Annotated in this window: 29 protein-coding genes; 19 read left to right on the plus strand and 10 right to left on the minus strand. The window is 62.2% G+C overall.

All coding sequences use genetic code 11. The features are described 5' to 3' along the window. The first annotated feature begins 109 nt into the window (after positions 1 to 109). The 3 genes from C5L10_RS25590 to rsmA are packed head-to-tail and all read left to right on the plus strand — an operon-like array spanning position 110 to position 2935. The gene (locus C5L10_RS25590) at positions 110 to 1054 is read left to right on the plus strand and encodes a molecular chaperone SurA (RefSeq protein WP_105431958.1); all 945 of its coding nucleotides are present in this window, start codon (positions 110 to 112) and stop codon (positions 1052 to 1054) included. Between the two features lie 31 nt (positions 1055 to 1085). Further along, a complete protein-coding gene (pdxA, locus tag C5L10_RS25595; RefSeq protein WP_105431959.1) occupies positions 1086 to 2102 on the plus strand; it encodes a 4-hydroxythreonine-4-phosphate dehydrogenase PdxA in 1017 nt (338 codons plus the stop codon). Beyond that, the gene (rsmA, locus tag C5L10_RS25600) at positions 2102 to 2935 is read left to right on the plus strand and encodes a 16S rRNA (adenine(1518)-N(6)/adenine(1519)-N(6))-dimethyltransferase RsmA (RefSeq protein WP_105431960.1); all 834 of its coding nucleotides are present in this window, start codon (positions 2102 to 2104) and stop codon (positions 2933 to 2935) included. Before pdxA ends, rsmA begins: the two co-directional genes overlap by 1 nt. 163 nt (positions 2936 to 3098) lie before the next feature. Here rsmA and C5L10_RS25605 read toward each other — a convergent pair whose 3' ends face one another. From C5L10_RS25605 to C5L10_RS25635, 7 genes are all read right to left on the minus strand, one after another. Then, positions 3099 to 3737, minus strand: a complete 639-nt coding sequence (locus C5L10_RS25605; RefSeq protein WP_172717175.1) for a hypothetical protein — start codon at positions 3735 to 3737, stop codon at positions 3099 to 3101. 194 nt (positions 3738 to 3931) lie between these two features. After that, a complete protein-coding gene (locus C5L10_RS25610) occupies positions 3932 to 4324 on the minus strand; it encodes a hypothetical protein (RefSeq protein WP_172717176.1) in 393 nt (130 codons plus the stop codon). Positions 4325 to 4529: 205 nt separating this feature from the next. Further along, the gene (gmk, locus tag C5L10_RS25615; RefSeq protein WP_046636472.1) at positions 4530 to 5210 is read right to left on the minus strand and encodes a guanylate kinase; all 681 of its coding nucleotides are present in this window, start codon (positions 5208 to 5210) and stop codon (positions 4530 to 4532) included. A 3-nt stretch (positions 5211 to 5213) separates the two neighbouring features. Then, positions 5214 to 6101, minus strand: coding sequence for a YicC/YloC family endoribonuclease (locus C5L10_RS25620; RefSeq protein ID WP_105431962.1), 888 nt, complete (start codon positions 6099 to 6101; stop codon positions 5214 to 5216). 32 nt (positions 6102 to 6133) lie between these two features. Next, complete coding sequence (gene mltG / locus C5L10_RS25625) at positions 6134 to 7327, minus strand: endolytic transglycosylase MltG (RefSeq protein WP_046667866.1); 1194 nt, start codon at positions 7325 to 7327, stop codon at positions 6134 to 6136. Between the two features lie 190 nt (positions 7328 to 7517). After that, the gene (fabF, locus tag C5L10_RS25630; protein ID WP_046636469.1) at positions 7518 to 8780 is read right to left on the minus strand and encodes a beta-ketoacyl-ACP synthase II; all 1263 of its coding nucleotides are present in this window, start codon (positions 8778 to 8780) and stop codon (positions 7518 to 7520) included. Positions 8781 to 8909: 129 nt separating this feature from the next. Continuing rightward, the gene (locus tag C5L10_RS25635; protein WP_003502080.1) at positions 8910 to 9146 is read right to left on the minus strand and encodes an acyl carrier protein; all 237 of its coding nucleotides are present in this window, start codon (positions 9144 to 9146) and stop codon (positions 8910 to 8912) included. Here C5L10_RS25635 and C5L10_RS33810 point away from each other — a divergent pair. Next, the gene (locus tag C5L10_RS33810; RefSeq protein WP_172717177.1) at positions 9145 to 9420 is read left to right on the plus strand and encodes a hypothetical protein; all 276 of its coding nucleotides are present in this window, start codon (positions 9145 to 9147) and stop codon (positions 9418 to 9420) included. The genes C5L10_RS25635 and C5L10_RS33810 overlap by 2 nt on opposite strands. A gap of 13 nt (positions 9421 to 9433) precedes the next feature. Here C5L10_RS33810 and fabG read toward each other — a convergent pair whose 3' ends face one another. Further along, positions 9434 to 10171 (minus strand): 3-oxoacyl-[acyl-carrier-protein] reductase, encoded by a 738-nt coding sequence (fabG, locus tag C5L10_RS25640; protein ID WP_046636468.1) that lies wholly within the window; start codon positions 10169 to 10171, stop codon positions 9434 to 9436. 112 nt (positions 10172 to 10283) lie between these two features. Further along, positions 10284 to 11231 (minus strand): ACP S-malonyltransferase, encoded by a 948-nt coding sequence (gene fabD / locus C5L10_RS25645; protein ID WP_105431963.1) that lies wholly within the window; start codon positions 11229 to 11231, stop codon positions 10284 to 10286. A 164-nt stretch (positions 11232 to 11395) separates the two neighbouring features. Between fabD and C5L10_RS25650 the strand changes: the two genes are divergently transcribed. Beyond that, the gene (locus C5L10_RS25650) at positions 11396 to 12442 is read left to right on the plus strand and encodes an aldo/keto reductase (RefSeq protein WP_105431964.1); all 1047 of its coding nucleotides are present in this window, start codon (positions 11396 to 11398) and stop codon (positions 12440 to 12442) included. 107 nt (positions 12443 to 12549) lie between these two features. Then, positions 12550 to 12825: a helix-turn-helix domain-containing protein gene (locus C5L10_RS25655; protein ID WP_105431965.1), complete on the plus strand. Its 276-nt coding sequence runs from the start codon at positions 12550 to 12552 to the stop codon at positions 12823 to 12825. 71 nt (positions 12826 to 12896) lie between these two features. Here the strand turns inward: C5L10_RS25655 and C5L10_RS25660 are convergent, their stop codons facing one another. Continuing rightward, positions 12897 to 14444, minus strand: a complete 1548-nt coding sequence (locus C5L10_RS25660) for a peroxidase family protein (protein WP_172717178.1) — start codon at positions 14442 to 14444, stop codon at positions 12897 to 12899. A gap of 478 nt (positions 14445 to 14922) precedes the next feature. Between C5L10_RS25660 and rpsF the strand changes: the two genes are divergently transcribed. From rpsF to purF, 13 genes are all read left to right on the plus strand, one after another. Further along, a complete protein-coding gene (gene rpsF / locus C5L10_RS25665) occupies positions 14923 to 15402 on the plus strand; it encodes a 30S ribosomal protein S6 (protein ID WP_046636463.1) in 480 nt (159 codons plus the stop codon). Between the two features lie 22 nt (positions 15403 to 15424). Continuing rightward, positions 15425 to 15679 (plus strand): 30S ribosomal protein S18, encoded by a 255-nt coding sequence (gene rpsR / locus C5L10_RS25670; RefSeq protein WP_007771634.1) that lies wholly within the window; start codon positions 15425 to 15427, stop codon positions 15677 to 15679. A 158-nt stretch (positions 15680 to 15837) separates the two neighbouring features. After that, positions 15838 to 16827: a DUF2232 domain-containing protein gene (locus C5L10_RS25675; RefSeq protein ID WP_105431967.1), complete on the plus strand. Its 990-nt coding sequence runs from the start codon at positions 15838 to 15840 to the stop codon at positions 16825 to 16827. A gap of 19 nt (positions 16828 to 16846) precedes the next feature. Beyond that, a complete protein-coding gene (gene rplI / locus C5L10_RS25680) occupies positions 16847 to 17422 on the plus strand; it encodes a 50S ribosomal protein L9 (RefSeq protein ID WP_046667873.1) in 576 nt (191 codons plus the stop codon). 266 nt (positions 17423 to 17688) lie between these two features. Further along, complete coding sequence (locus tag C5L10_RS25685; RefSeq protein ID WP_046667874.1) at positions 17689 to 19185, plus strand: replicative DNA helicase; 1497 nt, start codon at positions 17689 to 17691, stop codon at positions 19183 to 19185. 6 nt (positions 19186 to 19191) lie between these two features. Continuing rightward, the gene (locus tag C5L10_RS25690) at positions 19192 to 19515 is read left to right on the plus strand and encodes a DUF6516 family protein (RefSeq protein ID WP_371411988.1); all 324 of its coding nucleotides are present in this window, start codon (positions 19192 to 19194) and stop codon (positions 19513 to 19515) included. Beyond that, positions 19512 to 19874 carry a transcriptional regulator gene (locus tag C5L10_RS25695; RefSeq protein WP_105431968.1) on the plus strand — a complete coding sequence of 121 codons (363 nt, stop codon included), beginning with the start codon at positions 19512 to 19514 and terminating at the stop codon, positions 19872 to 19874. Before C5L10_RS25690 ends, C5L10_RS25695 begins: the two co-directional genes overlap by 4 nt. A 112-nt stretch (positions 19875 to 19986) precedes the next feature. Further along, positions 19987 to 21153 carry an alanine racemase gene (alr, locus tag C5L10_RS25700; protein ID WP_105431969.1) on the plus strand — a complete coding sequence of 389 codons (1167 nt, stop codon included), beginning with the start codon at positions 19987 to 19989 and terminating at the stop codon, positions 21151 to 21153. Between the two features lie 65 nt (positions 21154 to 21218). Beyond that, positions 21219 to 21524 (plus strand): type II toxin-antitoxin system ParD family antitoxin, encoded by a 306-nt coding sequence (locus C5L10_RS25705; protein ID WP_105431970.1) that lies wholly within the window; start codon positions 21219 to 21221, stop codon positions 21522 to 21524. Continuing rightward, positions 21463 to 21771: a type II toxin-antitoxin system RelE/ParE family toxin gene (locus C5L10_RS25710; protein WP_105431971.1), complete on the plus strand. Its 309-nt coding sequence runs from the start codon at positions 21463 to 21465 to the stop codon at positions 21769 to 21771. The genes C5L10_RS25705 and C5L10_RS25710 overlap by 62 nt, the downstream gene beginning before the upstream one ends. 7 nt (positions 21772 to 21778) lie before the next feature. Then, positions 21779 to 23182 carry a DNA repair protein RadA gene (radA, locus tag C5L10_RS25715; RefSeq protein ID WP_105426720.1) on the plus strand — a complete coding sequence of 468 codons (1404 nt, stop codon included), beginning with the start codon at positions 21779 to 21781 and terminating at the stop codon, positions 23180 to 23182. 104 nt (positions 23183 to 23286) lie between these two features. Beyond that, complete coding sequence (locus C5L10_RS25720; RefSeq protein WP_046636456.1) at positions 23287 to 23874, plus strand: CvpA family protein; 588 nt, start codon at positions 23287 to 23289, stop codon at positions 23872 to 23874. A 154-nt stretch (positions 23875 to 24028) separates the two neighbouring features. Then, positions 24029 to 25531, plus strand: a complete 1503-nt coding sequence (purF, locus tag C5L10_RS25725; RefSeq protein ID WP_105431972.1) for an amidophosphoribosyltransferase — start codon at positions 24029 to 24031, stop codon at positions 25529 to 25531. Positions 25532 to 25547: the final 16 nt, after the last annotated feature.

Raw genomic sequence — 25547 nt, forward strand, 5'->3', positions numbered from 1 at the left:
ACCGTCATCGTTTCGCCGCAAGAATTGTGCAAGCGGTCGCAAATAGAGTATGAAATGCGAGGCCGGTCGGGCTCAAGTGCCCACCGGGGCGGGAAAAGGGATTGGTATCATGTTCGCAATGACCGCAACGCGCAAGCTGGTGCTGGCTGCGGCCGCTTTGGCCGCCTCTGTCGTCATCCAGCCCGCCGCCCAGCAGGCGCAGGCCGCCAGCGAAGTTTCAGCAGTCGTCAACCGGACGGCGATCACCAGCACCGACGTCGGCCGGCGCGTCGCCTTCCTGCGCCTTCAGCGCCAGAAGGCAGATGCCAAGACGGCGCGCGAGGTGCTGGTGGATGAAGCGCTGAAGCGCCAGGAAATTTCGCGCGTGAAGATGTCGGTCAGCACCGAGGACGTCGACAAGGCCTTCGAGCGGTTTGCCGCCGGCAACAAGCTGAGCGTGGCGCAGATGAGCCAGATCCTCGAAAAAGCCGGCGTCGGGGTCGAGCATTTCAAGAATTACATCGCCGTGCAGATGAGCTGGCCACGACTGGTCAACGCCCGCTACGGCGGTTCGCGCGGCCGCATGTCGAGCCAGGAACTCGTCAAGCGCATGATGGAGAACAAGGAAAAGCCGGTCACGACCGAATATTTCCTGCAGCAGGTGATTTTTGTCGTGCCGCCGGCCAAGCGCAACGCCATTCTCGCCAAGCGTCAGAAGGAAGCGAACGCCGCGCGCTCCAAATTTCCGGGCTGCGAGCAATCGAAGGATTTCGCCGCGACCATGCTGGACGTGTCTATCCGTGACCTCGGCCGCGTCCTCGCCCCCGAGCTGCCGGCCGATTGGAAGCCGCTGATCGAGAAGACGGCCGATGGCGGCACGACCGGCACCCGCGTCACCGAACGCGGCGTCGAGTTCCTGGCCATCTGCAAACAGCGCCAGGTGTCGGACGATCTCGCGGCGGAAGTCGTCTTCCGCGCCGAGGATCTCGGCAAGGAGAAGAAGGGCGCTCCCGATCCCAACGACAAAAAATATCTCGACGACCTGCGCAGCAAGGCTCAGATCGAGTATCGCTGATCTCGACACTTAAGTCATTTTCGGAGCTGTAATGCCACTCGACCGTCCGCTTGCGTTGACCCAGGGCGATCCTGCCGGCATCGGCCCCGATATCACGCTTGTCGCCTGGGCCTCGCGCCAGGCATACGAGCTGCCGCCTTTCGTCTTCCTCGGCGATCCGGCCGTGCTCAAGGCCCGCGCCGTGATGCTCGGCCTCGACGTGCCGATCCGCGAGGCTGATAGCGAAAGCGCGATGTCGATCTTTGGCGACGCCCTGCCCGTGCTGCCGATCCCGGCCGGCGCGGAAATCGCCGCCGGACAACCGCATGTGGCGACCGCCAAGGGGACGATCCAGGCGATAGAGACCGCCGTTTCGCTCTCCCTCGAAGGCAAGGCCGCCGGCACGGTCACCAACCCGATCGCCAAATCCATTCTCTATCAGGCCGGCTTCGGGTTCCCCGGCCACACGGAGTTCCTGGCCACCCTCGCCGAGCGCGCGACCGGCAAGAAGATTCTGCCGGTGATGATGCTGGCGGGGCCGAAACTCCGGGCCATCCCGGTGACCATCCATATTCCGCTGAAAGACGTGCCCGCGGCGCTGAGCGCGGACCTGATCGCCGAGACCTGCCGCATCGCCCATCACGATCTCAAGACCCGCTTCGGCATCGACAAGCCTCGGCTGGCGGTTGCCGGCCTCAACCCGCATGCGGGCGAGGATGGCGCAATCGGCCGCGAGGACCAGGACGTCATCCATCCGGCGATCTTCAAGCTGCGGGCCGAGGGCCTGCACGTCTTCGGGCCGCTGCCGGCCGACACGATGTTCCATGACGAGGCACGCGCCCGTTACGACGTGGCGATCTGCATGTATCACGACCAGGCGCTGATCCCGGCCAAGGCGCTCGGTTTCGACACGTCCGTCAACGTCACGCTCGGCCTGCCCTTCATTCGCACCTCGCCGGACCACGGCACGGCATTCGGTATCGCAGGCCAGGGCGTGGCCCGCGAAACCAGCCTCGTCGAGGCGATCAAGCTCGCCGGCAATCTCGCTCTCACTTCGAAAGCCGCCTGATGGCCACTCTGGACGGCTTGCCGCCGCTGCGGGACGTGATCCAGCGTCACGGGCTCGACGCCAAAAAGGCGCTCGGCCAGAATTTTCTTCTCGACCTCAATCTCACCCAGAAGATCGCCCGCAGCGCTGGGCCGCTCGGCGATGCGACCATCTTCGAGGTCGGCCCCGGCCCCGGCGGCCTGACCCGGGCAATCCTGTCGCTCGGCGCCCAAAAGGTGATTGCCGTCGAGCGGGACAGCCGCTGCCTGCCGGCACTCGCCGAAATCGGCGAGCATTATCCCGGCCGACTGGAGGTGATCGAAGGCGACGCGCTGAAGACCGATTTTGCGGCGCTCGCGCCTGAAGGCCCGGTCAAGATCATCGCCAACCTGCCCTACAATGTCGGCACCCAGCTTCTCATCAACTGGCTGCTGCCCGCGCCCGACCAATGGCCGCCCTTCTGGGAAAGCCTGACGCTGATGTTCCAGAAGGAAGTCGGCCAGCGGATCGTCGCCGACGAGGACGACGACCACTACGGCCGCCTCGGCGTGCTCGCCGGCTGGCGCACCGACGCCCACATGGTCTTCGACGTGCCGCCGCAGGCGTTCTCGCCGCCGCCGAAGGTGACCTCGACGGTCGTGCACCTGACGCCGTGCCAAAATCCCCTGCCCTGCGACGTCGCCAAACTCGAACGCGTCACCCACGCCGCCTTCGGCCAGCGCCGCAAGATGCTGCGCCAGAGCGTCAAATCGCTTGGCGGCGAAGCGCTATTGGTGAAAGCCGGAATCGACCCGGCGAGGCGGGCGGAGACGCTGTCGGTGGAAGAGTTCGTAAGGTTGGCGAACTGTCTCTGAGCGGCGGCAGTGACCGCTTTTGGCCCAAACCGGTCATTTAGGACCGATCAACTCCATGCCTGAGATGGGGTGGTTCTCGGACAGTCTGGTTTGAAGGATCGTCAACCGATAAGCTGCCGTCCGTCTCACCCTCGAAGCTCGTCGCAGGCATATCGGTACGTCTTCAGACGCCACCTTGCCGATATCTCGGCGGGAGTTCTGCGATGGGCAGATCGTCGGCCTTGAACGGCTTACCGCTGGACCAGGGAAGCATGTTCAGCACTACACCAAAACTCGTGCTGATTGCCCCAAACACGAGTTTGCCAAGCGGCTTTTTCCAACCAGCAGCAAGAGCACCGAGCGGTTTGAAGATCAAAAGTGGGATAAAGACGAACGGTAGGATCAAGAAGGTCAGCACCATCGGGGCCGCCGCCTCCATCATAGGGTCGCCGCCGTATCGAAGGCGGAGACGCGGGTTACGGGCGACTGCAAACGGAATCAGTTCTGCCATGAACCGAACGTAGTCGGCGGATCGATCGAGGCCTGTCTCTCCCTGCCAATCCAGCGAGGACAGCTCCCTTGATGCGAAGAGCGTCCGCAAACGCGCGCTGTGGACTGGAAACCCAGTGGTACCGACCCCACTCGTAACGTGAAGGTGCAGGAAACGAAACGAAGTCCATGGGACGAGTCTGACGGACCGTCCTTGCGTCACCGAAAGGCCTTGGGCGTCGATGACGTAGGCCATCGTGATCCCTGGCGAGCTTTTATGATGTATCTCGACTTTCGCGGTAAAGCGGTAGGTCGGAGCGTCGTCCGTCTGCAATTGAGCTCTCCAATACGGTCCGCCAATGGAAGTGCCGCGTGCCCCGCGGATGACTGCTTACGGGAGACTATAAATCAGCCGCTACCGTCTCCTACAGGTCGAAACATGACCATAATCGACGGGCGGCGCCATGTCTCCTATCGGCGCGAAGCTGCCACCGCGACCAAAATCCTTCAAATTTAAGGCGCGGGGGTTCAGGCCGGCGACTGCCGCCCGAGATTGTTGAGTTCGGGGAACGGGTAGTATTTGAGGCGGCTGTCCTGGCAACGGATATCGTCGAGCGTGTAGCCCAGAATCTTTCCGTCGCGCATGGATACGCCGTAACGGGCGGGATAATTATACTGCCGTCCAAAGCCGGAAACGCAGAAGGCGTAGATATTCTTCTCCGGCTTGAGCAGAACGACGCTGGAAATTTGCGCGCCGTAGATATCCCGGTCGCGGAAACCCATGCGATAGGCAGTTCTCAGCACCTCCCGCTTCACGGAATCCGTCGGCGGCGTCTGCGACGATGCAACGCTTTCCGGCACAGATGTCTGACAGCCCGTCAACAGCAATAAACCCGCGAATGCCGCAAGCAAAAATTTCATGAATAACCCCCGGTCACCTCTAGTAGACAGGGATAATACAGAACCGGATCAAGCGGTCTACTCGCGCCATCATTGTGACGCGAAACACTTGGAGCGTGTGGACATGGTGCAACGCAACGTCATGACCCGAAGGGGTTGCGCGCCCTGCAAATGGCGCAAAACAGCCCCGTCATCCCTCACATTTGGTGCGCAACCCAACAGCCTCCTACAGCTCGGGCTCTTCCGTCAGCAACTCGCTCACAAAATCGAACAGGCCGTGGCGGCGGTCGCGGCGGATGCGTTCGGCGTTGACGATGCAGCTGACATGCCCGAAGGCCTCGTCGAGGTCGTCGTTGACGATGACGTAGTCGTATTCCCGCCAGTGCTCGATCTCGGCGCGCGAGTTCAGGAGGCGCGTGCGGATCACTTCTTCGGAGTCCTCGGCGCGGCGGTGCAGGCGCGACTGCAGTTCGGTCATCGTCGGCGGCAGCACGAAGATCGAGACGACGTCGGCGGCCATCTTTTCCTGCAGCTGGCGTGCGCCCTGCCAGTCGATGTCGAACAGCATGTCGCGGCCTTCGCTCATCGCCAGTTCCACGGGCTCGCGCGGGGTGCCGTAGAAATTGCCGTGCACCTCGGCCCATTCGAGCAGATCGCCGGCGTCGCGCATCTTCTCGAACTGCGGCACGGTGATGAAATGATAGTGCTTGTCGGCGATCTCGCTTGGCCGCTTGGCCCGGGTTGTGACGCTGATCGAGATTTCGAGGCTGCGATCGGCATCCAGGAGATTGCGGGCGATCGTCGACTTGCCGGCACCCGACGGCGAGGAAAGAACCAGCATCAATCCGCGCCGGGCGATCTTCACGGCCGGGGACGCTTTGCCCTGAGACGATGGGGCCGGGCTCATGTCTTACTCCAGATTCTGGACCTGTTCGCGGAACTGGTCGATGACGACTTTCAACTCGATGCCGGCGGACGTGACCGCGGCCGAATTGGACTTCGAACAGATAGTATTCGATTCCCGGTTAAATTCCTGTGCAAGGAAATCGAGCCGGCGACCCACCGGGCCGCCCTTGTCGATAAGCTCGCCCGCGGCCGCCACATGCGCCTTCAGCCGATCGATCTCTTCGCGCAGATCGGCCTTGGTGGCAAGCAGGGCCGCTTCCGCATGCAACCGGTCCCGGTCAAGCGTCGGCGCCTCCTGGAGGAGCGCTGCGAGCTGGAAGGACAGCTTGCGGGCGATCTCTTCCGGCGTGCGGGAAGGGTCGGTCTCGACGACCTGGGCAAGTTCGGCGATACGGGCGACCTGGCCTTTGAGAACGGCTGCAAGCGCAGTGCCCTCACCCTCGCGCATCCGCTGCAGATGGCCGATCGCCTCGTCGAGGCTCGCGAGGATCGCGGTGTCGCGGGCTGCGACCGTATCCTCGTCCTCTTCCGCCTCGCGGATGTCCACAAGCCCGCGAATGCCCATCAGCGTATCGAGCCTCAGCGGCGAAGGATCGACGAGATCGCCCAGTTCGGCGCGCAGCGCCATCACGGCTGCCAGCGCATCGCGGTTCAGCACCGCTTCCACCTTGGTCTCGGCAACGGTGAGGGTAAGGGTCGCCTGCAGATTTCCGCGCGAAAATTTCTCAGAGATCACCCGGCGGACGTCCGGCTCCAGCCGTTCGAGACCCGGCGGCAGGCGCAGCCTTATATCGAGGCCCTTGCCATTCACCGAGCGCAGTTCCCATGCATAACGGTTGCGCCCGCTCGTGCCTTCGCTGCGGGCAAAACCGGTCATGGACTGCAATGTCATCGGTGTCTCCAGATCATGCTTTCGGGAAGCGGTCAGTTGCTCTTCGGCGGCTTTTCCGCTTCGTCGCCGTCCGGCTGGCCGTCCACCACTTCCGGGTTGGCGGCGCGCTCGGACTCCATTCTACGCCAACGACGGACGTTGGCATTGTGTTCCTCGAGCGTCGCGGCGAACACATGTCCGCCGGTGCCGTCGGCCACGAAATAGAGGTCCTTGGTCCGCCAGGGATTGGCGACGGCCTCGAGGGCGGCACGGCCGGGATTGGAGATCGGCGTCGGCGGCAGGCCCTTGATCTGGTAGGTGTTATAGGGCGTCTGCTTGGCAAGGTCCGACTTGAAGATCGGCCGGTCGGAGGGTTTTCCCTCGCCGCCGAAAATGCCGTAGACGATCGTCGGGTCCGATTGCAGGCGCATGCCGCGCTGCAGCCGGTTGATGAAGACGGAGGCCACATGGGCGCGCTCGTCTTCCTTGCCGGTCTCCTTCTCGACGATCGAGGCGAGCACGACGAATTCTTCCTTGGTCTTGATCGGCAGGTCCGGGTCGCGACGCTCCCAGATCTGGTCGACCATCTTCTGCTGCGCAACCCGCATCTGCTGGATGATGTCGGCGCGCTTGCTGCCGCGCGAGAACTTGTAGGTATCGGGTCTCAAGCTTCCCTCGGCCGGCAGTTCTGACGGCAGGTCGCCTTCGAGCACCGCATCTTCGGCGAGACGCAGCATCATCTGGCGCACCGTCAGGCCCTCCGGCATGACGACCGAATAGAGGATCGACTTGCCCGATTCCAGGATGCCCATGATGTCCTTCATGGAGGCGCGCGCCTTGATCTCGTATTCGCCGGCCTTCAGCGTCTCGCCCTTGCGCAGGTAGGTCGCCGTCACGTAGCGGAAGACGCGTGCGTCGGAGATGATGCCGTTGCGTTCGAGATTTGTGGCGATTTCCGCAAGCCCGTTGCCGGGGCGGACCATGAAATGGGTGTTGGCTTCGAGCGGGCCCGGCTGCTGGAAGGCCGAGATCATGTAGTAGAAGCCGGCAACCCCGATCACGCAGAGAACGACGACCATGGTCATCACGAAATTCAGGAAGATGACGACCTGGCTGCGTGCCTTCTTGGAACGGCGGGGCGGTTCCGGAACGCGTTCGGGCTTCAGGGCCTCGTTCGGCGATTTCGGAATAATCGGCCCTCTGCCATTGCCGGGCGGCAATTCACTGACATGATTCGTATCGTTCAACCGCGCCCCCCGGGGTTAACGCCCCCTACAGACTCAAAGACTTGCAACCCGCTGTTTGGCCAACCAATGCGGCGAAAAACAGGTCCAGAAGATGATACGAGCCGGCTCGCGAGTCCAGCCGGCATATGTTTCGATGCCCGAAACAATCGACGCCCTATAAATCCGGCCCCGAAAGATCAGGTCCCAAGGATCAGGCTTCGTAGCGGCGCAGCACGAGAGATGCGTTGGTGCCGCCGAAACCGAAGGAGTTCGACAGCGCGACGTTGATCTCGCGCTTGCGCGCCTTGTGAGGCACGAGGTCGATCGCCGTCTCGACATCGGGATTGTCGAGGTTGAGCGTCGGCGGAGCGATGTTGTCGCGAATGGCGAGCGCCGAGAAGATCGCCTCCACCGCACCGGCAGCACCGAGAAGATGGCCGATCGCCGACTTGGTCGACGACATGGAGATCTTCGAGGCGGCGTTGCCGACCAGACGCTCGACCGCGCCGAGCTCGATCGTGTCGGCCATGGTCGAGGTGCCGTGGGCGTTGATGTAATCGACGTCAGACGCCGCGAGACCCGCACGCTTCAGCGCCGCGGTCATGCAGCGGAACGCACCGTCGCCGTCTTCCGAAGGCGCGGTGATGTGGAAGGCGTCGCCGGACATGCCGTAGCCGACCACTTCCGCATAGATCTTGGCGCCGCGGGCCTTGGCATGTTCCAGCTCTTCCAGAACCACGATGCCGGCGCCCTCGCCCATGACGAAACCGTCGCGGTCGCGGTCATACGGGCGCGAGGCCTTCTGCGGATCGTCGTTGTGCTGGGTCGAAAGCGCCTTGCAGGCGGCGAAGCCGGCCAGCGAAATGCGGCAGATCGGCGATTCCGCACCGCCGGCGACCATCACCTCGGCATCGCCGAAGGCGATCATCCGGGCCGCGTCGCCGATCGCGTGCGCGCCGGTGGAACAGGCCGTGACGACGGCATGGTTCGGACCGCGCAGCTTGTGGCGGATCGACACCTGGCCGGAGACGAGATTGATCAGCCGGCCGGGAATGAAGAAGGGCGAGATGCGGCGCGGACCCTTGTCGCGCAGCGTATAGCCCGCCTCGACAATGCCTTCGAGGCCGCCGATGCCCGAACCGATCAGCACGCCGGTGGCGATCTGGTCCTCGTCGGTTTTCGGATGCCAGCCGGCATCTTCGAGCGCCATTTCGGCGGCGGCCACGCCGTAGATGATGAAGGGATCGACCTTGCGCTGTTCCTTCGGCTCCATCCACTGGTCCACGTTGAACGTGCCATCGGAACCGTCGCCGACAGGAATGCGGCAGGCGATCTTTGCGGGAAGGTCTTCGACCTCGAATTCGGTGACGACGCGGGCGGAGTTCTCGCCGGCCAGCAAGCGCGACCAGCTGACTTCCGTTCCGCATCCGAGAGGAGATACCATGCCGGTACCGGTGATAACGACCCGTCTCATCGCCAGTGCCCTACCCTATAGCTTTTTCTCGATTTTCAGGGGCCTAAACCCCAATTGCTGAAACGGCCCGAACAAGCGGGCCGTTTTCGGGACCTGCCTTGCGGCGTCATCCCCACTATGTCGGGTTGATCAGGCCTGGGCCTTCTCGATGAACTTCACAGCGTCGCCGACGGTCAGGATGGAATCGGCAGCGTCGTCAGGGATCTCAACGCCGAATTCTTCCTCGAAAGCCATGACCAGTTCGACGGTGTCGAGCGAGTCCGCACCGAGATCGTCGATGAAGCTTGCGCCTTCGACGACTTTGTCGGCGTCGACGCCGAGGTGGTCAATAACAATTTTCTTAACGCGTTCTGCGATATCGCTCATGTCGGTTTCCTCGACCTTTGTCTTTATCGAATGCCCGATCGGCATCCGCACCCTGTTAAAAACCTGCGACCGCCGCTTGTTCAGCGCCGATGCGGGCAAACCCGTTCTCCCCGTTTCAGGTTCCGATCCTATTGCACTCACGCAATATGACGGCCTGCATTTCAGGGTGACCATTCACAGTCATGGCCCGCTTAACATGGTTTCCGTGTTCAGCAAAGCCAGAATTTGTTCCATTGCACAGCCGCCAACAACCGATTGTAACGTGTTTTCCTGAAGGCGGCACTCAATCAGATCATCGCCATGCCGCCGTTGACATGCAGGGTCTGGCCGGTGACGTAGCCAGCCTCGCTGGAGGCGAGATAAAGGACCGCGGACGCGATGTCCGATCCGGCGCCCATGCGCTTCATCGGAATGGCGCCGAGGATCGCCTCTTTCTGCTTGTCGTTGAGCTTGCCGGTCATCGCGCTGTCGATGAAGCCCGGCGCGACGCAGTTGACCGTCACGTTGCGGGTGGCGATCTCCGCCGCCAGCGATTTGGAAAACCCGATCATACCAGCCTTGGAGGCGCAGTAGTTGGTCTGGCCCGGATTGCCGGTGACGCCGACCACCGACGTGATGTTGATGATGCGGCCGTAACGGCGGCGCATCATCGGATGGGTGAGTTCGCGGGTCAGGCGGAAGACCGCGGTAAGATTGACTTCCAGAACAGCATCCCAGTCCTCGTCGCTCATGCGCACGAACAGGCCGTCCTTGGTGATGCCGGCATTGTTGACCAGAATGTCGACGCCTTCGAGTTCGGCCTCGGCCTTTTCGCCGAGCGCCTTCACTTCGGCACGGTCCGAGAGGTTGGCCGGGAAGATCTTGACCCGGTCGCCGAGTTCGGAGGCAAGCGCCTCGAGCTTCTCGACGCGCGTGCCGTGCAGGCCGACGGTGGCACCCCGGCTGTGCAGCATCCGGGCGATCTCTTCGCCGAGCCCGCCGGTTGCGCCCGTCACCAATGCCTTGCGGCCGGTCAAATCAAACATGATCGTGTTCCTTTTTTAGAGTGATTAGTGATTAGTGAGTAGTGGTTAGTGAGCCGTGGGCAGCAAGGAACTGAACTACTCACTACACACCATTCACTACTCACTGATCAAATCAGCCGAGAATGGCTGTGAGCGCGGCTTCGATATCGGCCGGCGTGTTGACGGCAATGCCGGAGATATTCTTGTCGATGCGGCGGGCAAGGCCGGTCAGCACTTTTCCCGAGCCGATCTCGTAAAGGGTCGTCACGCCGTTGGCGCCGAACCATTCCACCGTCTCGCGCCAACGGACCTGGCCGGTGACCTGAGTGACCAGCAGCTTGGCGATCTCGTCGGCATCATAGACCGGCACGGCGCGTACATTGGCGATAACCGGCACGACCGGATTGTTCTTCGCCACCTTGTCGAGCGCGTGGCGCATGGCGTCGGCCGCCGGCGCCATCAGGTCGCTGTGGAAGGGTGCGGAGACGGGCAGCATGATGGCACGCTTGGCGCCCTTTTCGGTTGCCAGTGCCGCGGCCTTTTCGACCGCCGCCTTGGAGCCGGAGATGACGAGCTGGCCGCCGCCATTGTCGTTGGCAATCTGGCAGACGCCAGCCTCGCGCGCTTCGGCGCAGATCGTGTCGACATCGCCGTGCTCAAGGCCGATGATCGCCGCCATGGCGCCCTGCCCGACGGGAACCGCCGACTGCATGGCATCGCCACGGATGCGCAGCAGGCGTGCCGTATCGGCCAGCGAAAAGGTGCCGGCGGCGCAAAGAGCAGAATATTCTCCGAGCGAATGGCCGGCGACGAACGCCACCTTGTCGGCGAACTTCAGGCCGCGCGCTTCCATCACCCGGATCGCGGCGACCGAGACGGCCATCAGCGCCGGCTGCGCATTGGCGGTCAGCGTCAGTGTTTCTTCCGGACCGTTCCACATGATGTCGGAGAGCTTCTGGCCGAGCGCCTCGTCGACTTCATCGAAGACGGCGCGGGCTTCGGGAAAAGCCTCCGCCAGATCCTTGCCCATGCCGACAGCCTGGCTGCCCTGGCCGGGAAACGTGAATGCGATCGTGCTCATGGGGATGATTTCCTTCCCTTATGTTTTGCCTTTCCATTCACATTCCGGCCCGGAGAGTCAAGGGCGGCGCGGTTTTCGGGGCCTTTTACGGCCCGTTGTCCCCTTGCGCTTCGTCAAATCGCGCTTAGAGTGCCGCCGACTTTTTAAGTACGGGATCTGTCGGCATGAAATACAAGAAACTTGGGCGCACGGACCTCTCCGTGTCGGAAATCTGCCTCGGCACGATGACCTGGGGCACCCAGAATTCGGAAACCGAAGCCCATGAACAGATGGACTACGCCTTCGAGAACGGCGTCAACTTCTTCGACACCGCCGAACTCTATCCGACCACGCCGGTCAGTCCCGCCACCTATGGCCGCACCGAGGAATATATCGGCACCTGGCTGAAGAAGAATGCGGCCAAGCGCAAGGACCTGGTCCTTGCCACGAAGATCGCCGGCAGCGGCCGCCCGCATATCCGCGACGGACGCGACATCGAATCCGCCACCATCCGCCAGGCCGTCAACGCCAGCCTGACCCGCCTGCAGACCGACTATCTCGACCTCTACCAGATCCACTGGCCGAACCGCGGCACCTTCCATTTCCGCAATTCCTGGACCTTCGACGTTACCCAGCAGGACCGCGACAAGGCCGCCTCCGAAATCGCCGAAATCCTCGAAACGCTCGGCGAGCTTGTGAAGGAAGGCAAGCTGCGGGCCGCTGGCCTTTCCAACGAAAGCGCCTGGGGCGCGATGAAATACCTGCGCCTGTCGGAGAAAAAGGCCCTGCCGCGCATCGCCTCGCTGCAGAACGAATACAATCTCCTCTACCGGCATTTCGATCTCGACCTCGCCGAGGTCGCGCACCACGAGGATGTCGGGCTGATGGCCTATTCGCCGCTCGCCGCCGGCCTCCTCACCGGCAAGTACCAGAACGGCGCAAGGCCGGAAGGCTCTCGGGCGACGATCAACACGGATCTCGGCGGCCGCCTGACACCGTACCAGGAGCCGGCCGTGAAGGCCTATCTCGAGGTCGCCGAAAAGCACCGCCTCGACCTCGCCCAGATGGCGCTCGCCTTCTGCCTGTCGCGCCCCTTCATGGCCGCAGCCATCATCGGCGCGACGTCGATGGCCCAGCTGAAGCACGACATGGCGGCTGCGGACGTGACACTGTCGGACGAGGTGTTCGCGGACATCGCCAAGGTTCATCGGCAGTATCCGATGCCGCTGTAACAATCGGCCACGGCTCGAGTACATCTACCTCGAATGGGCGACTTGCTCCGGCCCCCGAAAAGACCGCTAATCAGTGCCCTCCATATCCGGAGCGGCACGCCGAAATCATGCAGTCAATTCCGACACGACGCGAGTTCATCCGACGTCGAAAGCAGCTCAAACTGACGCAGAAGGAACTCGCGGTGGAATTGGGTCTGCCGTCGGACGAACTGCGGAAGCTGGAAAAAGGTGACCAGCCTGTGCGCAAGCTTCACCTCCTGGCTCTCGATCAGCTCAGACTTGAGGCCGCCATCCAGGATTCCAGCCTCGTTACGGCCACCATGCTTTTGAATGCCGAACAGCTTCTAGAAAGCGTCGGCTACAGGATTACTCGAAATCAATGACGAAGCTGGGGCTGGGATGAAGAGGATATCGCCGGTCCTGCCGGCGATATCCGATGATCATTCCCGGTCGTTCATTCCGTCGGGGGTGCCGCGGGCTCGACGACGGGCTCGGGAACGGGGATCGGCACCGGCCGGAACGGTGCGGCATCGACCGGCAGGCCCGACAGGCGGATGATGGTCGGCAGCCCCCATTTGCGGCCGTTGACCTGTTCATCGGCATTGAGGCCGGGCTTGCCGGCGGCGATCAGGTCCGCCTCGACGCTGTCGAGCAGCTCGTCCTTGTCGGGCGTCCATCCGGGCTCCAGATTGAAGAACGACAGCGAATCGCCTTTCAGGAGGCCTGCGAACGTGGCCGCGACGATGATCGAGCCGAGCGTTCCCAGGCGATCGCCGGCGCCGCCGACGGTCAGCGTCGAGCCCTCGACCTGGGGATCGAACTCGGCCTCCCGCAGGATGTAGTACCAGAGGGCTTCCCGCTCATCCTCGTTGATCTTGATGATCGGGATATCCAGGAGCTTGGCGATTTCGATGGCCGACGGCAGCTGCATCCTGACGCCACGCACCAGATTGCGGGCCGCAAGCACGTTGAGGATCCTGGTGTTGTCGCCAGGCTTGTCGGGATCCTCCGCCAGCTCGCGCAGCGCATTCGCCAGCATGCTGTCGAACTTGCGGGCAACCTGCGGGAATGTCGGCCGCACGGAGGAGGACATTCTGAGGAACCAGTCCCACTGCACGACCCGGTCCGGGTGTAGCACGCGAAAACCTCTGAGGTCCTCGGCATTGAACTTGAAGGTCGGCGTGAAGACGCCGACGCCCTTGGCGAAATTCGTCTGGTAGCCGTTGCGGACCAGCGAATGCCCGAACCGGTAGGCGGCGACCGAAAACTCCAGCGGCATGAACGGATTGTTCTTCCAGTCGTAAACGTCTTCGTAACCGAGCTCCCAGAAGGTGCGCCCATTGCCGGCGTCGCGATCCTTGCGAAGCGCCCGCTTGTGGACGGAGGGATCGCAGATGCGGGCCATGTAGTCATGCCAGATAATCCACTGGTAGAGCCGCTGCAGCGTCTTCCGCGCCGCCTCGAAGGCCTTCCTGGACGACATGCCCTTCTTGACCGCCGCCTTGACGAGCGTGTTATGGGCCAGAAGGAAGGCCAGGTGCAGCTGGGAGACAATGGCATTTTCGTCATTGCGCGGGTCGCCGATCAGAGCGGTATCCTGGCCTGCGGCGCGCGGCAGATCCTTGAACGGCGTGCCGGCGACCTCGCCGATCCGGAAACAGCCCGGTGCGGTCTTGTCGTAGAGATAGGGCTGCGCATCCGGCCCCTGCCCGTAGATGCAATCGAGATCGAGCCGCGGCGTCCGGAAGTTATGAAGCCGGTTCGGATCGAGTTCCGCCTCGCTGAGCGGCGTCGTGTCCAGCGTCAGGTCATGGTCGATGAACTGACCGAAATAGACGTAACCGGACGGAAGTTTGGAGTCGCCCGCGGGCGGCGCCGTCGTATCGACCATCTTGGTCGCGACGAAATTCATGATATAGGCCTCGAGTGCCGCAGCACTACCTATCCCTGCACCTGTAAAACCGGCTGTATCCGGCTCCCAGCCCGGAAGTTCAGGAAACAACCGTCCGAAACCTCCCTGGTAAAATCGAGAACGTGGTGCGGTTACTTCAAAATTCTTCTCTCCATGATGCATAACAAATTCCCCTCCACTTTGGTTGAATACCCTCCAGCACTTTTCCCGCGGCGAACTATACTCCGATCACTCGGGTTTTCAACCTGTAGCTCTGTTAACTCTACCTTAAGTATAATTTAGATATCGCTAATTGATTACATTCGATGAACCGCCCTTGCCTTCTCTTCAAAAATCCGTATAAGCGCGCTGTTCGCAATACCCGGTCTTCTGGCTGGTGGCTGAACGGAGGGCAGGCTTTCTCGAAAAAGGAAGCCGCAGGGACCATAGGGTCCAAGCCTCCCGTGTCTCCGCTCTCGACCGTCTCGATACAACACTTTTCTTGCCTGGGTTTTTCCCGTTCAGGAGCAGTCGTTGAGGCTTAGCCGCCGAGGTCCGGGTAGACAACCGCAAGAAAAGGCAAAGCTACATGGCTCTTTACGAACACGTATTCCTTGCCCGGCAGGATATGTCCGCTCAGCAGGTTGATGCCCTCGTCGAACAGTACAAGGGCGTCATCGAAGCTAACGGCGGCAAAGTCGGGCGCATTGAAAACTGGGGCCTCAAGTCCCTCACCTACCGCATCAACAAGAACCGCAAGGCTCATTACGCCCTGATGGACATCGACGCACCGGCTCCGGCCGTGCACGAGATGGAACGCCAGATGCGCATCAACGAAGACATTCTTCGCTACATGACGATCGCCGTCGAGAAGCATGAAGAAGGTCCGTCGGCGATGATGCAGAAGCGCGACCGTGACGACCGCCCGCGCCGTGATGGCGACGACCGTGGTCCGCGCCGCGAATTCGGCGACCGTCCGCCGCGCCGCGAAGGCGGCTTCGGCGACCGTCCGGACCGTGGTCCGCGTGAAGGCGGCTTCGAGCGCCGTCCGCGCGAAGACCGTGCGTAATAGAGGCTAAGGAGAAAAGACCATGGCTGACGTATCATCATCCTCCTCCCAGGCACGCCGTCCGTTCCATCGCCGCCGCAAGACCTGCCCGTTCTCGGGTGCCAATGCGCCGAAGATCGACTACAAGGACGTACGCCTTCTGCAGCGCTACATTTCCGAGCGCGGCAAGATCGTTCCGTCGCGCATCACCGCCGTTTCCCAGAAGAAGCAGCGCGAACTCGCCCAGGCGATCAAGCGCGCCCGCTTCCTCGGCCTGCTGCCTTACGTCGTAGCGTAATTACGAATAGCGGACCCGCTGATGAAGAGTCAGCGGGTTCATCCCTTCCGCGATGGGCGCGGATCGGAATTTCCAAATCCCATGTTGGGGATGAAGTACCTGAGAGATAGATTCAGGTGTGATCCCCTAACTGCTTCAAAAAGCAGGACAGCGAGACCGTGACGAACAAGATACAGACAGTGCTGCCCACCGGCATTCTTGCCGGCATTGCCGCCACCCTGCTCGTGCTGGGTGCGAATGCGCAGCTGTCCTTTGCGTCCGTGCTCTACGCCGCCTCCTCGCTTCCGATCTTCATCGCCGGCCTCGGCTGGGGCAATCGCGCCGCCGTCATCGGCATCGTCACCGCCGGCATCCTTGGCGCCGTCCTCGTGTCGCCGATGTTTGCGGTCGCCATGGCAGTGTTCACGCTGATCCCGGCAGGCTGGCTGTCACATCTCGCCAACCTTGCGCGTCCCGCCTCCGAACTCGGCGGCCCGGACAACCTGATGGCCTGGTACCCGATCTCGGATATCCTCCTGCATCTCTGCGGACTGGTGACGATCGCCGTCATCGCGCTCGGAGTTGCAATCGGCTACGGCCCGGAACTTACCGACCGGATGGTCGATGCGATGATCGCGGCTCTGCAGGCCCAGGAACCTGCCTTCACGCCGGAACCGGCGGGCATGGCGCAGACCAAGTCGCTGCTGGTGCTGATGCTGCCGCTCGTCCAGGGCGGCGTCTGGGTAACGCTGCTGTTTGCCGCCTTCTACATCGCCGTTCGCATCGTGTCGCGCTCCGGCCGGGCGCTGCGTCCGCGCGAAGACATGCCCTCGGCACTCCGGATGAACCGGCACGCGATCTTCATCTTCCTCGGCGGCATCGTGCTCGCTTTCCTCGGCGGCGTTCCGGCGATGATCGGCGCGACGATCTGCGGCACGTTCGGCGCCGGCTTCCTGATGGCGGGTTTCGCCTCCTTGCACTTCCGCAGCCTCGGCAAGGACTGGCGCATCCCGGTCCTCGTCCTCTGCTATCTCTCTTCCATGCTTGTCCTGCCGGCGATCGCGATCCTCATCCTGGGGCTTACCGATACAAGGCGGACGATCGCGCTGACCCCGCTCAAAGCAGGCGCCAGCCCCGACAACAAGACTACCGAAAACAAGATTGACTGATCGAAAGGAAACCTGAACCATGCAAGTCATTCTGCTTGAACGCGTACCGAAGCTTGGCCAGATGGGCGAAACCGTCAAGGTCCGCGACGGCTTTGCCCGTAACTACCTTCTGCCGCTCGGCAAGGCTCTCCGCTCCAACGAAGCCAACAAGAAGCGCTTCGAATCCGAGCGCGCCACGCTCGAAGCCCGCAACCTCGAGCGCAAGGGCGAAGCCGCCAAGGTCGCCGAAGTTCTCGACGGCAAGTCCTTCGTCGTCGTGCGCGCCGCCGGCGAAACCGGCCAGCTCTACGGCTCCGTCGCTGCCCGCGACATCGTCGACGCGCTGGCTGCCGAAGGCTTCACCATCGGCCGCAACCAGGTCGACCTCAACACGCCGATCAAGGAAATCGGCCTGCACAAGGTCTCGCTGCACCTGCATGCGGAAGTCGAAGTTTCGGTTGAACTGAACGTTGCCCGCTCCGCTGAAGAAGCCAGCCGCCAGTCCCAGGGCGAAAGCCTCACCTCGGCCGACGCGATCTACGGCGTCGACGAAGATGCGCTGCGTCCTGAAGACTTCTTCGATCCGGAAGCCGACGGCGCCGGCGACGACGAATAAGCTTCGTTCCAAAGACTGTTCAAAGAGCGCCCGGGCCGACAAGGTCCGGGCGTTTTTTTGTCTTTTTCGGGCTATAAAAGAGGGTGAGTACCCCGAGTCGATTCGCTCCGGGAACACAGTCAAACAGATTTACGGTTTCCGACCGTTTTTTGCTTCGCAGCGCCGTTTTGCCTGTGAACTACTGTGGGAATCAATATTGCCGTTTCGTGACAGGCCAGACACCTCTAAGGGTACTGCCGGGGTACAGGGACAGAACGGAAAACACCATGAACGACGCAGTACGCAAGCTCGCCAACATCCAGCCGGCAGAGCCGCATTACCGCGAAGCCCCGAACAATATCGAGGCCGAACAGGCGCTTCTCGGCGCGATCCTGGTCAATAACGACGCCTATTACCGCGTCTCCGATTTCCTGAAGCCCGTCCATCTCTACGAGCCGCTGCACCGCAAGATCTTCGAGGTCGCCGGCGACATCATCCGCATGGGCAAGACCGCCAATCCGGTGACGATCAAGACCTTCCTGCCCGCCGACGACAAGGTCGGCGATCTGACGGTGGCGCAATATCTCGCGCGCCTCGCCTCCGAAGCCGTGTCGATCATCAATGCAGAGGACTACGGCCGGGCGATCTACGACCTGGCGCTCCGCCGCGCGCTGATCACCATCGGCGAGGACATGGTCAACATCGCCTACGACGCGCCGCTCGACATGCCGCCGCAGACGCAGATCGAGGATACCGAACGCCGGCTGTTCGAGCTCGCCGAAAACGGCCGCTACGACGGCGGCTTCCAGTCGTTCAACGATGCGGTGGCGCTAGCCATCGACATGGCCGGCCAGGCCTTCGAGCGCGACGGCCATCTTTCCGGTGTCTCGACCGGCATCATGTCGCTCGACAGCAAGATGGGCGGGTTGCAGCGTTCCGACTTGATCGTGCTTGCAGGACGCCCCGGCATGGGCAAGACCTCGCTCGCCACCAACATCGCCTATAACATTGCCGCCTCCTACGAACCGGAAGTCCAGCCGGACGGTTCGTTCAAAGCCAAGAACGGCGGCGTCGTCGGCTTCTATTCGCTCGAAATGTCGGCCGAACAGCTTGCCACCCGCATCATCTCCGAACAGACGGAAGTCTCCTCGTCAAAGATCCGCCGCGGCGACATTACCGAGGCGGATTTCGAAAAGCTCGTCGCCTGCTCCCAGATGATGCAGAAAGTGCCGCTGTTCATCGACCAGACCGGCGGTATCTCGATCGCCCAGCTTTCCGCCCGCGCCCGCCGCCTAAAGCGCCAGCGCGGCCTCGACTGCCTGGTGGTCGACTATATCCAGCTGATGACCGGCTCGGGCAAATCGGGCGAGAACCGCGTCCAGGAAATCACCCAGATCACTACGGGTCTGAAAGCGCTCGGCAAGGAGCTGAACGTGCCGATCATCGCGCTCTCGCAGCTCTCGCGCCAGGTGGAAAGCCGCGACGACAAACGCCCACAGCTCTCCGACCTCCGCGAATCGGGCTCGATCGAGCAGGACGCCGACGTGGTGCTCTTCGTGTTTCGCGAGGAATATTACGTGAAGAACATGGAACCCCGAGACATCGCCGACCCGAAATATCCCGAATGGGAAGTGCTGATGGACAAGGTCAAGGGCACGGCGGACGTGATCATCGCCAAGCAGCGCCACGGACCGACCGGCACCGTCAAGCTCGCCTTCCAGTCCGAATACACCCGCTTCGCCGATCTGGCCGACCCGAGCTTTACGCAATACGAAGAGCATTGAGCTGATTTGACAGACCGCCTTCGTGTTGGCATTATCGCCAACATGAAGGCGGAACTGCTTTACCGCTCAAAGAACGTCCTCTCGGACGGGGCTATCGTCGAGATGGTCATCTGGAAGCTTCGGCATTCCGTGGTCGGGAGCCAGCACGACTACAAATATCGCCTGTTCTACGGTTATGAAGGACAGCGGATTGTCGGCTACGACAACGAAAGAGGCAAAGGCGACCACAGGCATATCGATGGCCGCGAGGAGAACTACAAATTCACGACGGTCGATGCCCTGATCCGTGATTTTCTCGCTGACGTCCATTCAAGGAGAGAGCGCCGATGACAACCGCAACAATCCGAATTCAGCGGGGTGACGAAGCTGCACTTCAAGACGCCGCGGGCGGCTTTCTCAACGCCTGGAAAACCGGCAAAGCTCAGGAGCACGTCTTCAGCTTCTCCTCCCCCGAACAGCTTTTTACGGTCCTGACGCCGAAGCGCTGGACATTGATCGAGGCGCTGCAGAGCCTTGGCCCCTCGACCTACCGCGCCTTGGCCACAGCCCTTTCTCGCGATGTGAAGCGCGTGCATGAGGATACGGCAGTCCTGATCGAATGGGGCCTTGTCGAGGTAAACGAAGGCGGTCGGATCTACGTGCCCTACGACGTCATTCATGCGGATTTCGATCTGCGCAGCGTCGCCTGACGTGTAGCCCCCAAAAGATTGTGCAGCGCGAAAGATTTTGCGGGCGTGGTCTTTTTCCTGCCTTCGAAACCGGTAGGATTGCTGCAACCATCCTCATGCCCTACGAGCCGACATGACCGATTTCGACAGCGAGCTTTCCTATCCCGACGATTTCGATATCGCGCCCGTCCGGCTGACGGTCGATCTGGGTGCGCTTGCCGACAATTGGCGGGAGATGGCGCGGCGTTCGGGAACGGCGCGGACGGCGGCAGTCGTCAAGGCTGATGCCTACGGGCTAGGGCTCGAGGATTGCGGCATCACGCTTTACGAGGCAGGCGCCCGGGATTTCTTCGTGGCGGTGGCGCGAGAAGGCGTGACGCTGCGCGCCTATGCACCCGACGCCCGCATCTATGTTCTATCCGGGATCTGGCCCGGCCAGGAGGCGATGTTCTTCGAACACGATCTGGTGCCGGTTCTGGCGTCGGAAGAACAACTCGCCTTCTGGATGTCGGTGACGTCGGAGTATGGCGACCACCCCTGTGCGCTGCAGGTGGACACCGGCTTCAACCGTCTCGGCCTGCCGCTTGAGGATGCGATCGCCTTTGCCGACGACGTGTCGCGTCCGGCAAGCTTCTCGCCGGTCCTGGTGCTGTCCCATCTCCATAGCGGCGACACACCCTCCTCGCCCCTCAACCAGAAACAGCTTTCGGCTTTCCAGAAGGTCGCGGAGGCTTTCGAAGGCATCGAGACGAGCCTTTCGGCTTCCGCCGGGATCTTTCTGGGGCCGGACTATCATTTCGATCTCACCCGCCCCGGCATCGCGCTTTATGGCGGCGAGGCGGTCGTTGGGGTGCCGAACCCGATGAAGCCGGTCGCCAAGGCGGAAGCGCGCATCATCCAGATCCGCGACGGGAAAAAGGGCGAGACGGTGAGCTACGGCGGCACCTACCAGCTCTCCCGCGACAGCCGGCTGGCGATCGTCTCCGCGGGGTATGCGGACGGCTACAGCCGAGCGCTCTCCGGCTCCGGCGTGCCGCTTCGCCAGACGGTCGCCCAGGGCGGTTTCGGCTTCGTCGCCGGCCGCAGGGTTCCGGTCATCGGCCGCATCACCATGGACCTGACGATCTTCGACGTCACCGACATCCCGGCATCGGAGATCCAGGCCGGCGACTATGTCGAGCTGTTCGGCCCGAACATAGATCTCGACGACGTCGCCCGCGCCGCCGGCACGATCGGCTACGAACTGCTGACCAGCCTCGGCCTACGCTACGAGCGGCGGTATATCTATCCCGACGACTGATCGCGTTCACTTGCCTCTTGGAAGCGGAAATCCCTCGTGTTATACAAGAACAAAAGGAGATCGAAATGACCGAGATCCATCTGAGCGAGAAACAGCGGGCGTTTGTCGACGCCCAAGTCGAGGCCGGAGTCTACAAGGATGCCAACGAGGTTGTTGCGGCCGGTTTGCGCCAGCTTCAAGAAAAAACGGAAACGCTGAAGCGATTGATCCAGGAAGGGCTGGACGATGTCGAAGCGGGCCGAGTGATGAGTTTTGAAAACGGCGAGGAATTGACGGCGCACATTCTCAAGATGGCAGAGGAACGGAAGAATGCAAGCGCGCCGTCTCAACGTGTCCCAACGCGCGCTGACCGATCTTCTGGAAGATTATGAGTACACCTCGCAATTCAATCCGATAGCCGCAAGACGCCTACTGGACGACCTCAATGCCAAGATGGCCTCGTTAGCGGAACTCGGCCTTACCGGCAGTTCCCGAGAATTCGTTCCTGGATTGCGGGCCTTCCCCTTTCGCGGCAGGTGCATCTATTTCGTGATCGACGAAACGACGATGCATGTCCTGCGCGTTCTTCACGGACATCAGGACGTTTCTGCCGACAACTTCCCAACCGACGAAACCTGAATTCCCCATGGCAAAATCCAAAACCCAATTCGTGTGCCAGAACTGCGGCACGGTGCATAACCGCTGGGCCGGCAAGTGTGACGGCTGCGGCGAGTGGAACACCATTATCGAAGACGACCAGATGGGCGGCATCGGTGGAGGCCCCGGCAAGGTGCCGAAGAAGGGCCGTGCCGTGGCGCTCACCACATTGTCGGGCGAGACCGAGGAAGCGCCGCGCATCTTCACCGGTATCTCCGAGCTCGACCGGGCGACCGGCGGCGGGTTCGTGCGCGGTTCGGCGGTGCTAGTCGGGGGCGATCCGGGCATCGGCAAGTCGACGCTGCTGATGCAGGCGGCGGCCGCCCTTTCCCGTCGCGGCCACCGGATCATCTATGTCTCGGGCGAAGAGGCGGTGGCGCAGGTGCGGCTGCGTGCCCAGCGGCTGGATGCCGCCGATACAGAAGTGCTGCTCGCGGCCGAAACCAATGTCGAGGACATCCTCGCCACGATCGGCGAAGGCAAGCGTCCCGACCTCGTCATCATCGATTCGATCCAGACGTTATGGAGCGATACCGCCGATTCGGCGCCGGGCACCGTCACCCAGGTGCGCACCGGCGTGCAGGCGATGATCCGGTTTGCCAAGCAGACCGGGGCCGCCATGGTTCTCGTCGGCCACGTCACCAAGGAAGGCCAGATCGCCGGCCCGCGCGTCGTCGAGCACATGGTCGATGCAGTCCTCTATTTCGAAGGCGACCGTGGCCACCACTACCGCATCCTGCGCACCGTCAAGAACCGATTTGGGCCGACCGACGAGATCGGCGTCTTCGAAATGTCCGACAAGGGGCTTCGCGAAGTCACCAACCCGTCCGAACTTTTCCTCGGCGAGCGCAACTCGAAATCGCCAGGTGCCGCGGTCTTTGCCGGCATGGAGGGCACACGGCCGGTTCTGGTCGAGGTGCAGGCGCTGGTCGCGCCGACCTCGCTCGGTACGCCCAGGCGCGCCGTGGTCGGCTGGGATTCGTCGCGCCTGTCGATGATTCTCGCGGTCCTAGAGGCCCATTGCGGCGTCAAGCTCGGACAGCACGACGTGTATCTCAACGTCGCGGGCGGTTATCGCATTACCGAGCCTGCGGCCGACCTCGCGGTCGCGTCCGCACTGGTATCCTCGCTTGCCGGTCTTGCTCTGCCGGCCGATTGCGTCTATTTCGGCGAAATCAGCCTCTCGGGCGCGGTGCGGCCGGTTTCGCAGACTGCGCAACGCCTTAAGGAAGCTGAGAAACTTGGTTTTGCAGGAGCGATGCTGCCGGCCACGTCCGCGGAGGTGCCGAAGGGCGCGAACGGACGCTGGGTGACGATCGAGGACCTGCCGGATCTGGTATCCCGCATCGCGGGTTCCGCCGCCAAGCTGAGACAAACGCCGGAAGATGATTGATCTTCCGTTAACAAGCCCGCTGATGTATGACGGCTGCGGTAAGGCGGGGCGCCGGGCTTGAAGCCGGCAAGTCTTGAAGTCGGCAAGTCTGGAGTAGATCATATATGCCCATCACGATTTTCGATGGTATCGTCATCGCTGTGACGCTGTTTTCCGCCGTTCTCGCCATGGTTCGCGGTTTTTCGCGAGAGGTGCTGTCGATCGCAAGCTGGGCTGGCTCAGTCGCCGCCGCCTATTACCTCTACCCCCTGGTTCTGCCCTATGTGAAGCCGCACCTGAGTGACGAGCGCATCGCGATCGCCGCGTCCGCCGGTGCCATCTTCCTGATCGCGTTGATCATCATCTCGTTCATCACCACAAGGATCGCCGATTTCATCATCGACAGCCGCATCGGCGCGCTCGACCGGACGCTCGGTTTCCTGTTCGGCGCCGCCCGCGGCATCCTGCTGCTCGTCGTGGCCGTCGCATTCTGGAACTGGCTGGTGGCCGCCAATGCCCAGCCGACCTGGGTAACGCAGGCGAAATCGAAGCCGTTCCTCGACACGCTCGTCGCCCGCCTCGAAGCCGTGCTGCCCGCCGATATCGAGCCGCAGATCCGCGCCCGCATCCTCGGCCGCGGGGCAGCGCCAACCGATGGCGCTCCGGCTCAGGATCAACCGACGGCAGATGACGCGCCTGCGACAAATAATTGACGCGATCTTGCGCTTGATGCAGCGCAAAACGTCACCATTTGTGGTATCATTCGCATTCAAGTGAAAAACAGGCTGGTTTCCGGGGAGGTTCTCCCCGGCCGGCCTTTCCATTTTTCCGACAGGGACAGGTTGTCCACAGGGATAAGGGGCCAAGATGAATCAGGCGGTTTCCGAGACGTTCGCCGAAGACAGGGTCAACGAGTGGGATGGCGATACGCTGCATGAAGAATGCGGCGTGTTCGGCATTCTCGGCCATCCCGAGGCTGCGACGCTGACGGCGCTCGGGCTGCACGCCCTGCAGCATCGCGGTCAGGAAGCGGCCGGTATCGTCTCCTTCGACGGCTTGCGCTTCCATTCGGAACGCCGCATGGGCCTCGTCGGCGACCATTATACCGATCCCGTCACTCTTGCCCGCCTGCCCGGCAATATCGCGATCGGCCACAACCGCTATTCGACCACCGGCGAAGTGGCGCTGCGCAACGTCCAGCCGCTGTTTGCCGAACTCGAAGTCGGCGGCATCGCAGTTGCCCATAACGGCAATTTCACCAATGGTCTGACCCTGCGCCGGCAGCTGATCGCCGGCGGTGCCATCTGTCAGTCGACCTCCGATACCGAAGTCGTCCTGCATCTCATCGCCCGCTCCCGGTATTCGTCGACCGCCGACCGGTTCATCGACGCGATCCGGCAGATGGAAGGCGGCTATTCGATGCTCGCCGTCACCCGCACCAAGCTGATCGCCGCGCGCGACCCCACCGGCATCCGCCCGCTCGTCATGGGCGAACTCGACGGCAAGCCGATCTTCGCGTCGGAGACCTGCGCGCTCGACATCATCGGCGCCAAGTTCGTCCGCGACGTGGAGAACGGCGAAGTCATCATCTGCGAAATCCAGGCGGACGGTTCTATCTCGATCGACGCCCGCAAGGCCGGCAACGGCCAAGCTGAACGGCTCTGCCTGTTCGAATACGTCTATTTCGCCCGTCCCGATTCCGTCGTCGGCGGCCGCAGCGTCTATGTGGCGCGCAAGAACATGGGCATCAACCTCGCCAAGGAAGCGCCGGTCGAAGCCGACGTCGTCGTGCCCGTGCCGGATGGCGGCACGCCGGCTGCTCTCGGCTACGCCCAGGAAAGCGGCATTCCGTTCGAATACGGCATCATCCGCAACCACTATGTCGGCCGCACCTTCATCGAGCCGACCCAGCAGATCCGCGCCTTCGGGGTCAAGCTCAAGCATTCCGCCAATCGGGCGATGATCGAGGGCAAGCGCGTCGTGCTGGTCGACGATTCGGTGGTGCGCGGCACGACGTCACTGAAGATCGTCCGGATGATCCGCGATGCCGGCGCCAAGGAAGTGCATCTGCGTGTCGCCAGCCCGATGATCTATTACCCTGACTTCTACGGCATCGACACGCCGGACCGCGACAAGCTGCTCGCCAACCAGTACGACAGCCTGGAAGCCATGTGCCAATATATCGGCGCGGATTCGCTGGAATTCCTGTCGATCAACGGCCTCTACCGTGCCGTCGGCGGCGAAGACCGCAACAACGCCCGCCCGCAATTCACCGACCATTATTTCACCGGCGATTACCCCACCCGCCTGCTCGACAAGGATGGCGAGACGATGGGCCGCAAGGTTTCGGTACTGGCCAGCAACGGCTGAGACGAGCTTCCTTCCT

The organism is Neorhizobium sp. T6_25 (assembly GCF_002968555.1).
Classification (GTDB): domain Bacteria; phylum Pseudomonadota; class Alphaproteobacteria; order Rhizobiales; family Rhizobiaceae; genus Neorhizobium.

Bases quoted from the DNA above. Each gene is read 5' to 3' on its own strand.
- fabF (WP_046636469.1), bottom strand. From the start codon at position 8,780: ATGAGACGGGTCGTTATCACCGGTACCGGCATGGTATCTCCTCTCGGA.
- rsmA (WP_105431960.1), top strand. From the start codon at position 2,102: ATGGCCACTCTGGACGGCTTGCCGCCGCTGCGGGACGTGATCCAGCGT.
- C5L10_RS25685 (WP_046667874.1), top strand. From the start codon at position 17,689: ATGAACGACGCAGTACGCAAGCTCGCCAACATCCAGCCGGCAGAGCCG.
- alr (WP_105431969.1), top strand. From the start codon at position 19,987: ATGACCGATTTCGACAGCGAGCTTTCCTATCCCGACGATTTCGATATC.
- C5L10_RS25710 (WP_105431971.1), top strand. From the start codon at position 21,463: ATGCAAGCGCGCCGTCTCAACGTGTCCCAACGCGCGCTGACCGATCTT.
- rplI (WP_046667873.1), top strand. From the start codon at position 16,847: ATGCAAGTCATTCTGCTTGAACGCGTACCGAAGCTTGGCCAGATGGGC.
- rpsR (WP_007771634.1), top strand. From the start codon at position 15,425: ATGGCTGACGTATCATCATCCTCCTCCCAGGCACGCCGTCCGTTCCAT.
- C5L10_RS33810 (WP_172717177.1), top strand. From the start codon at position 9,145: ATGTCGGTTTCCTCGACCTTTGTCTTTATCGAATGCCCGATCGGCATC.
- rpsF (WP_046636463.1), top strand. From the start codon at position 14,923: ATGGCTCTTTACGAACACGTATTCCTTGCCCGGCAGGATATGTCCGCT.
- pdxA (WP_105431959.1), top strand. From the start codon at position 1,086: ATGCCACTCGACCGTCCGCTTGCGTTGACCCAGGGCGATCCTGCCGGC.
- C5L10_RS25610 (WP_172717176.1), bottom strand. From the start codon at position 4,324: ATGAAATTTTTGCTTGCGGCATTCGCGGGTTTATTGCTGTTGACGGGC.
- C5L10_RS25590 (WP_105431958.1), top strand. From the start codon at position 110: ATGTTCGCAATGACCGCAACGCGCAAGCTGGTGCTGGCTGCGGCCGCT.
- C5L10_RS25655 (WP_105431965.1), top strand. From the start codon at position 12,550: ATGCAGTCAATTCCGACACGACGCGAGTTCATCCGACGTCGAAAGCAG.
- purF (WP_105431972.1), top strand. From the start codon at position 24,029: ATGAATCAGGCGGTTTCCGAGACGTTCGCCGAAGACAGGGTCAACGAG.
- C5L10_RS25695 (WP_105431968.1), top strand. From the start codon at position 19,512: ATGACAACCGCAACAATCCGAATTCAGCGGGGTGACGAAGCTGCACTT.
- fabD (WP_105431963.1), bottom strand. From the start codon at position 11,231: ATGAGCACGATCGCATTCACGTTTCCCGGCCAGGGCAGCCAGGCTGTC.
- C5L10_RS25720 (WP_046636456.1), top strand. From the start codon at position 23,287: ATGCCCATCACGATTTTCGATGGTATCGTCATCGCTGTGACGCTGTTT.
- fabG (WP_046636468.1), bottom strand. From the start codon at position 10,171: ATGTTTGATTTGACCGGCCGCAAGGCATTGGTGACGGGCGCAACCGGC.
- C5L10_RS25705 (WP_105431970.1), top strand. From the start codon at position 21,219: ATGACCGAGATCCATCTGAGCGAGAAACAGCGGGCGTTTGTCGACGCC.
- C5L10_RS25635 (WP_003502080.1), bottom strand. From the start codon at position 9,146: ATGAGCGATATCGCAGAACGCGTTAAGAAAATTGTTATTGACCACCTC.
- C5L10_RS25620 (WP_105431962.1), bottom strand. From the start codon at position 6,101: ATGACATTGCAGTCCATGACCGGTTTTGCCCGCAGCGAAGGCACGAGC.
- radA (WP_105426720.1), top strand. From the start codon at position 21,779: ATGGCAAAATCCAAAACCCAATTCGTGTGCCAGAACTGCGGCACGGTG.
- gmk (WP_046636472.1), bottom strand. From the start codon at position 5,210: ATGAGCCCGGCCCCATCGTCTCAGGGCAAAGCGTCCCCGGCCGTGAAG.
- C5L10_RS25650 (WP_105431964.1), top strand. From the start codon at position 11,396: ATGAAATACAAGAAACTTGGGCGCACGGACCTCTCCGTGTCGGAAATC.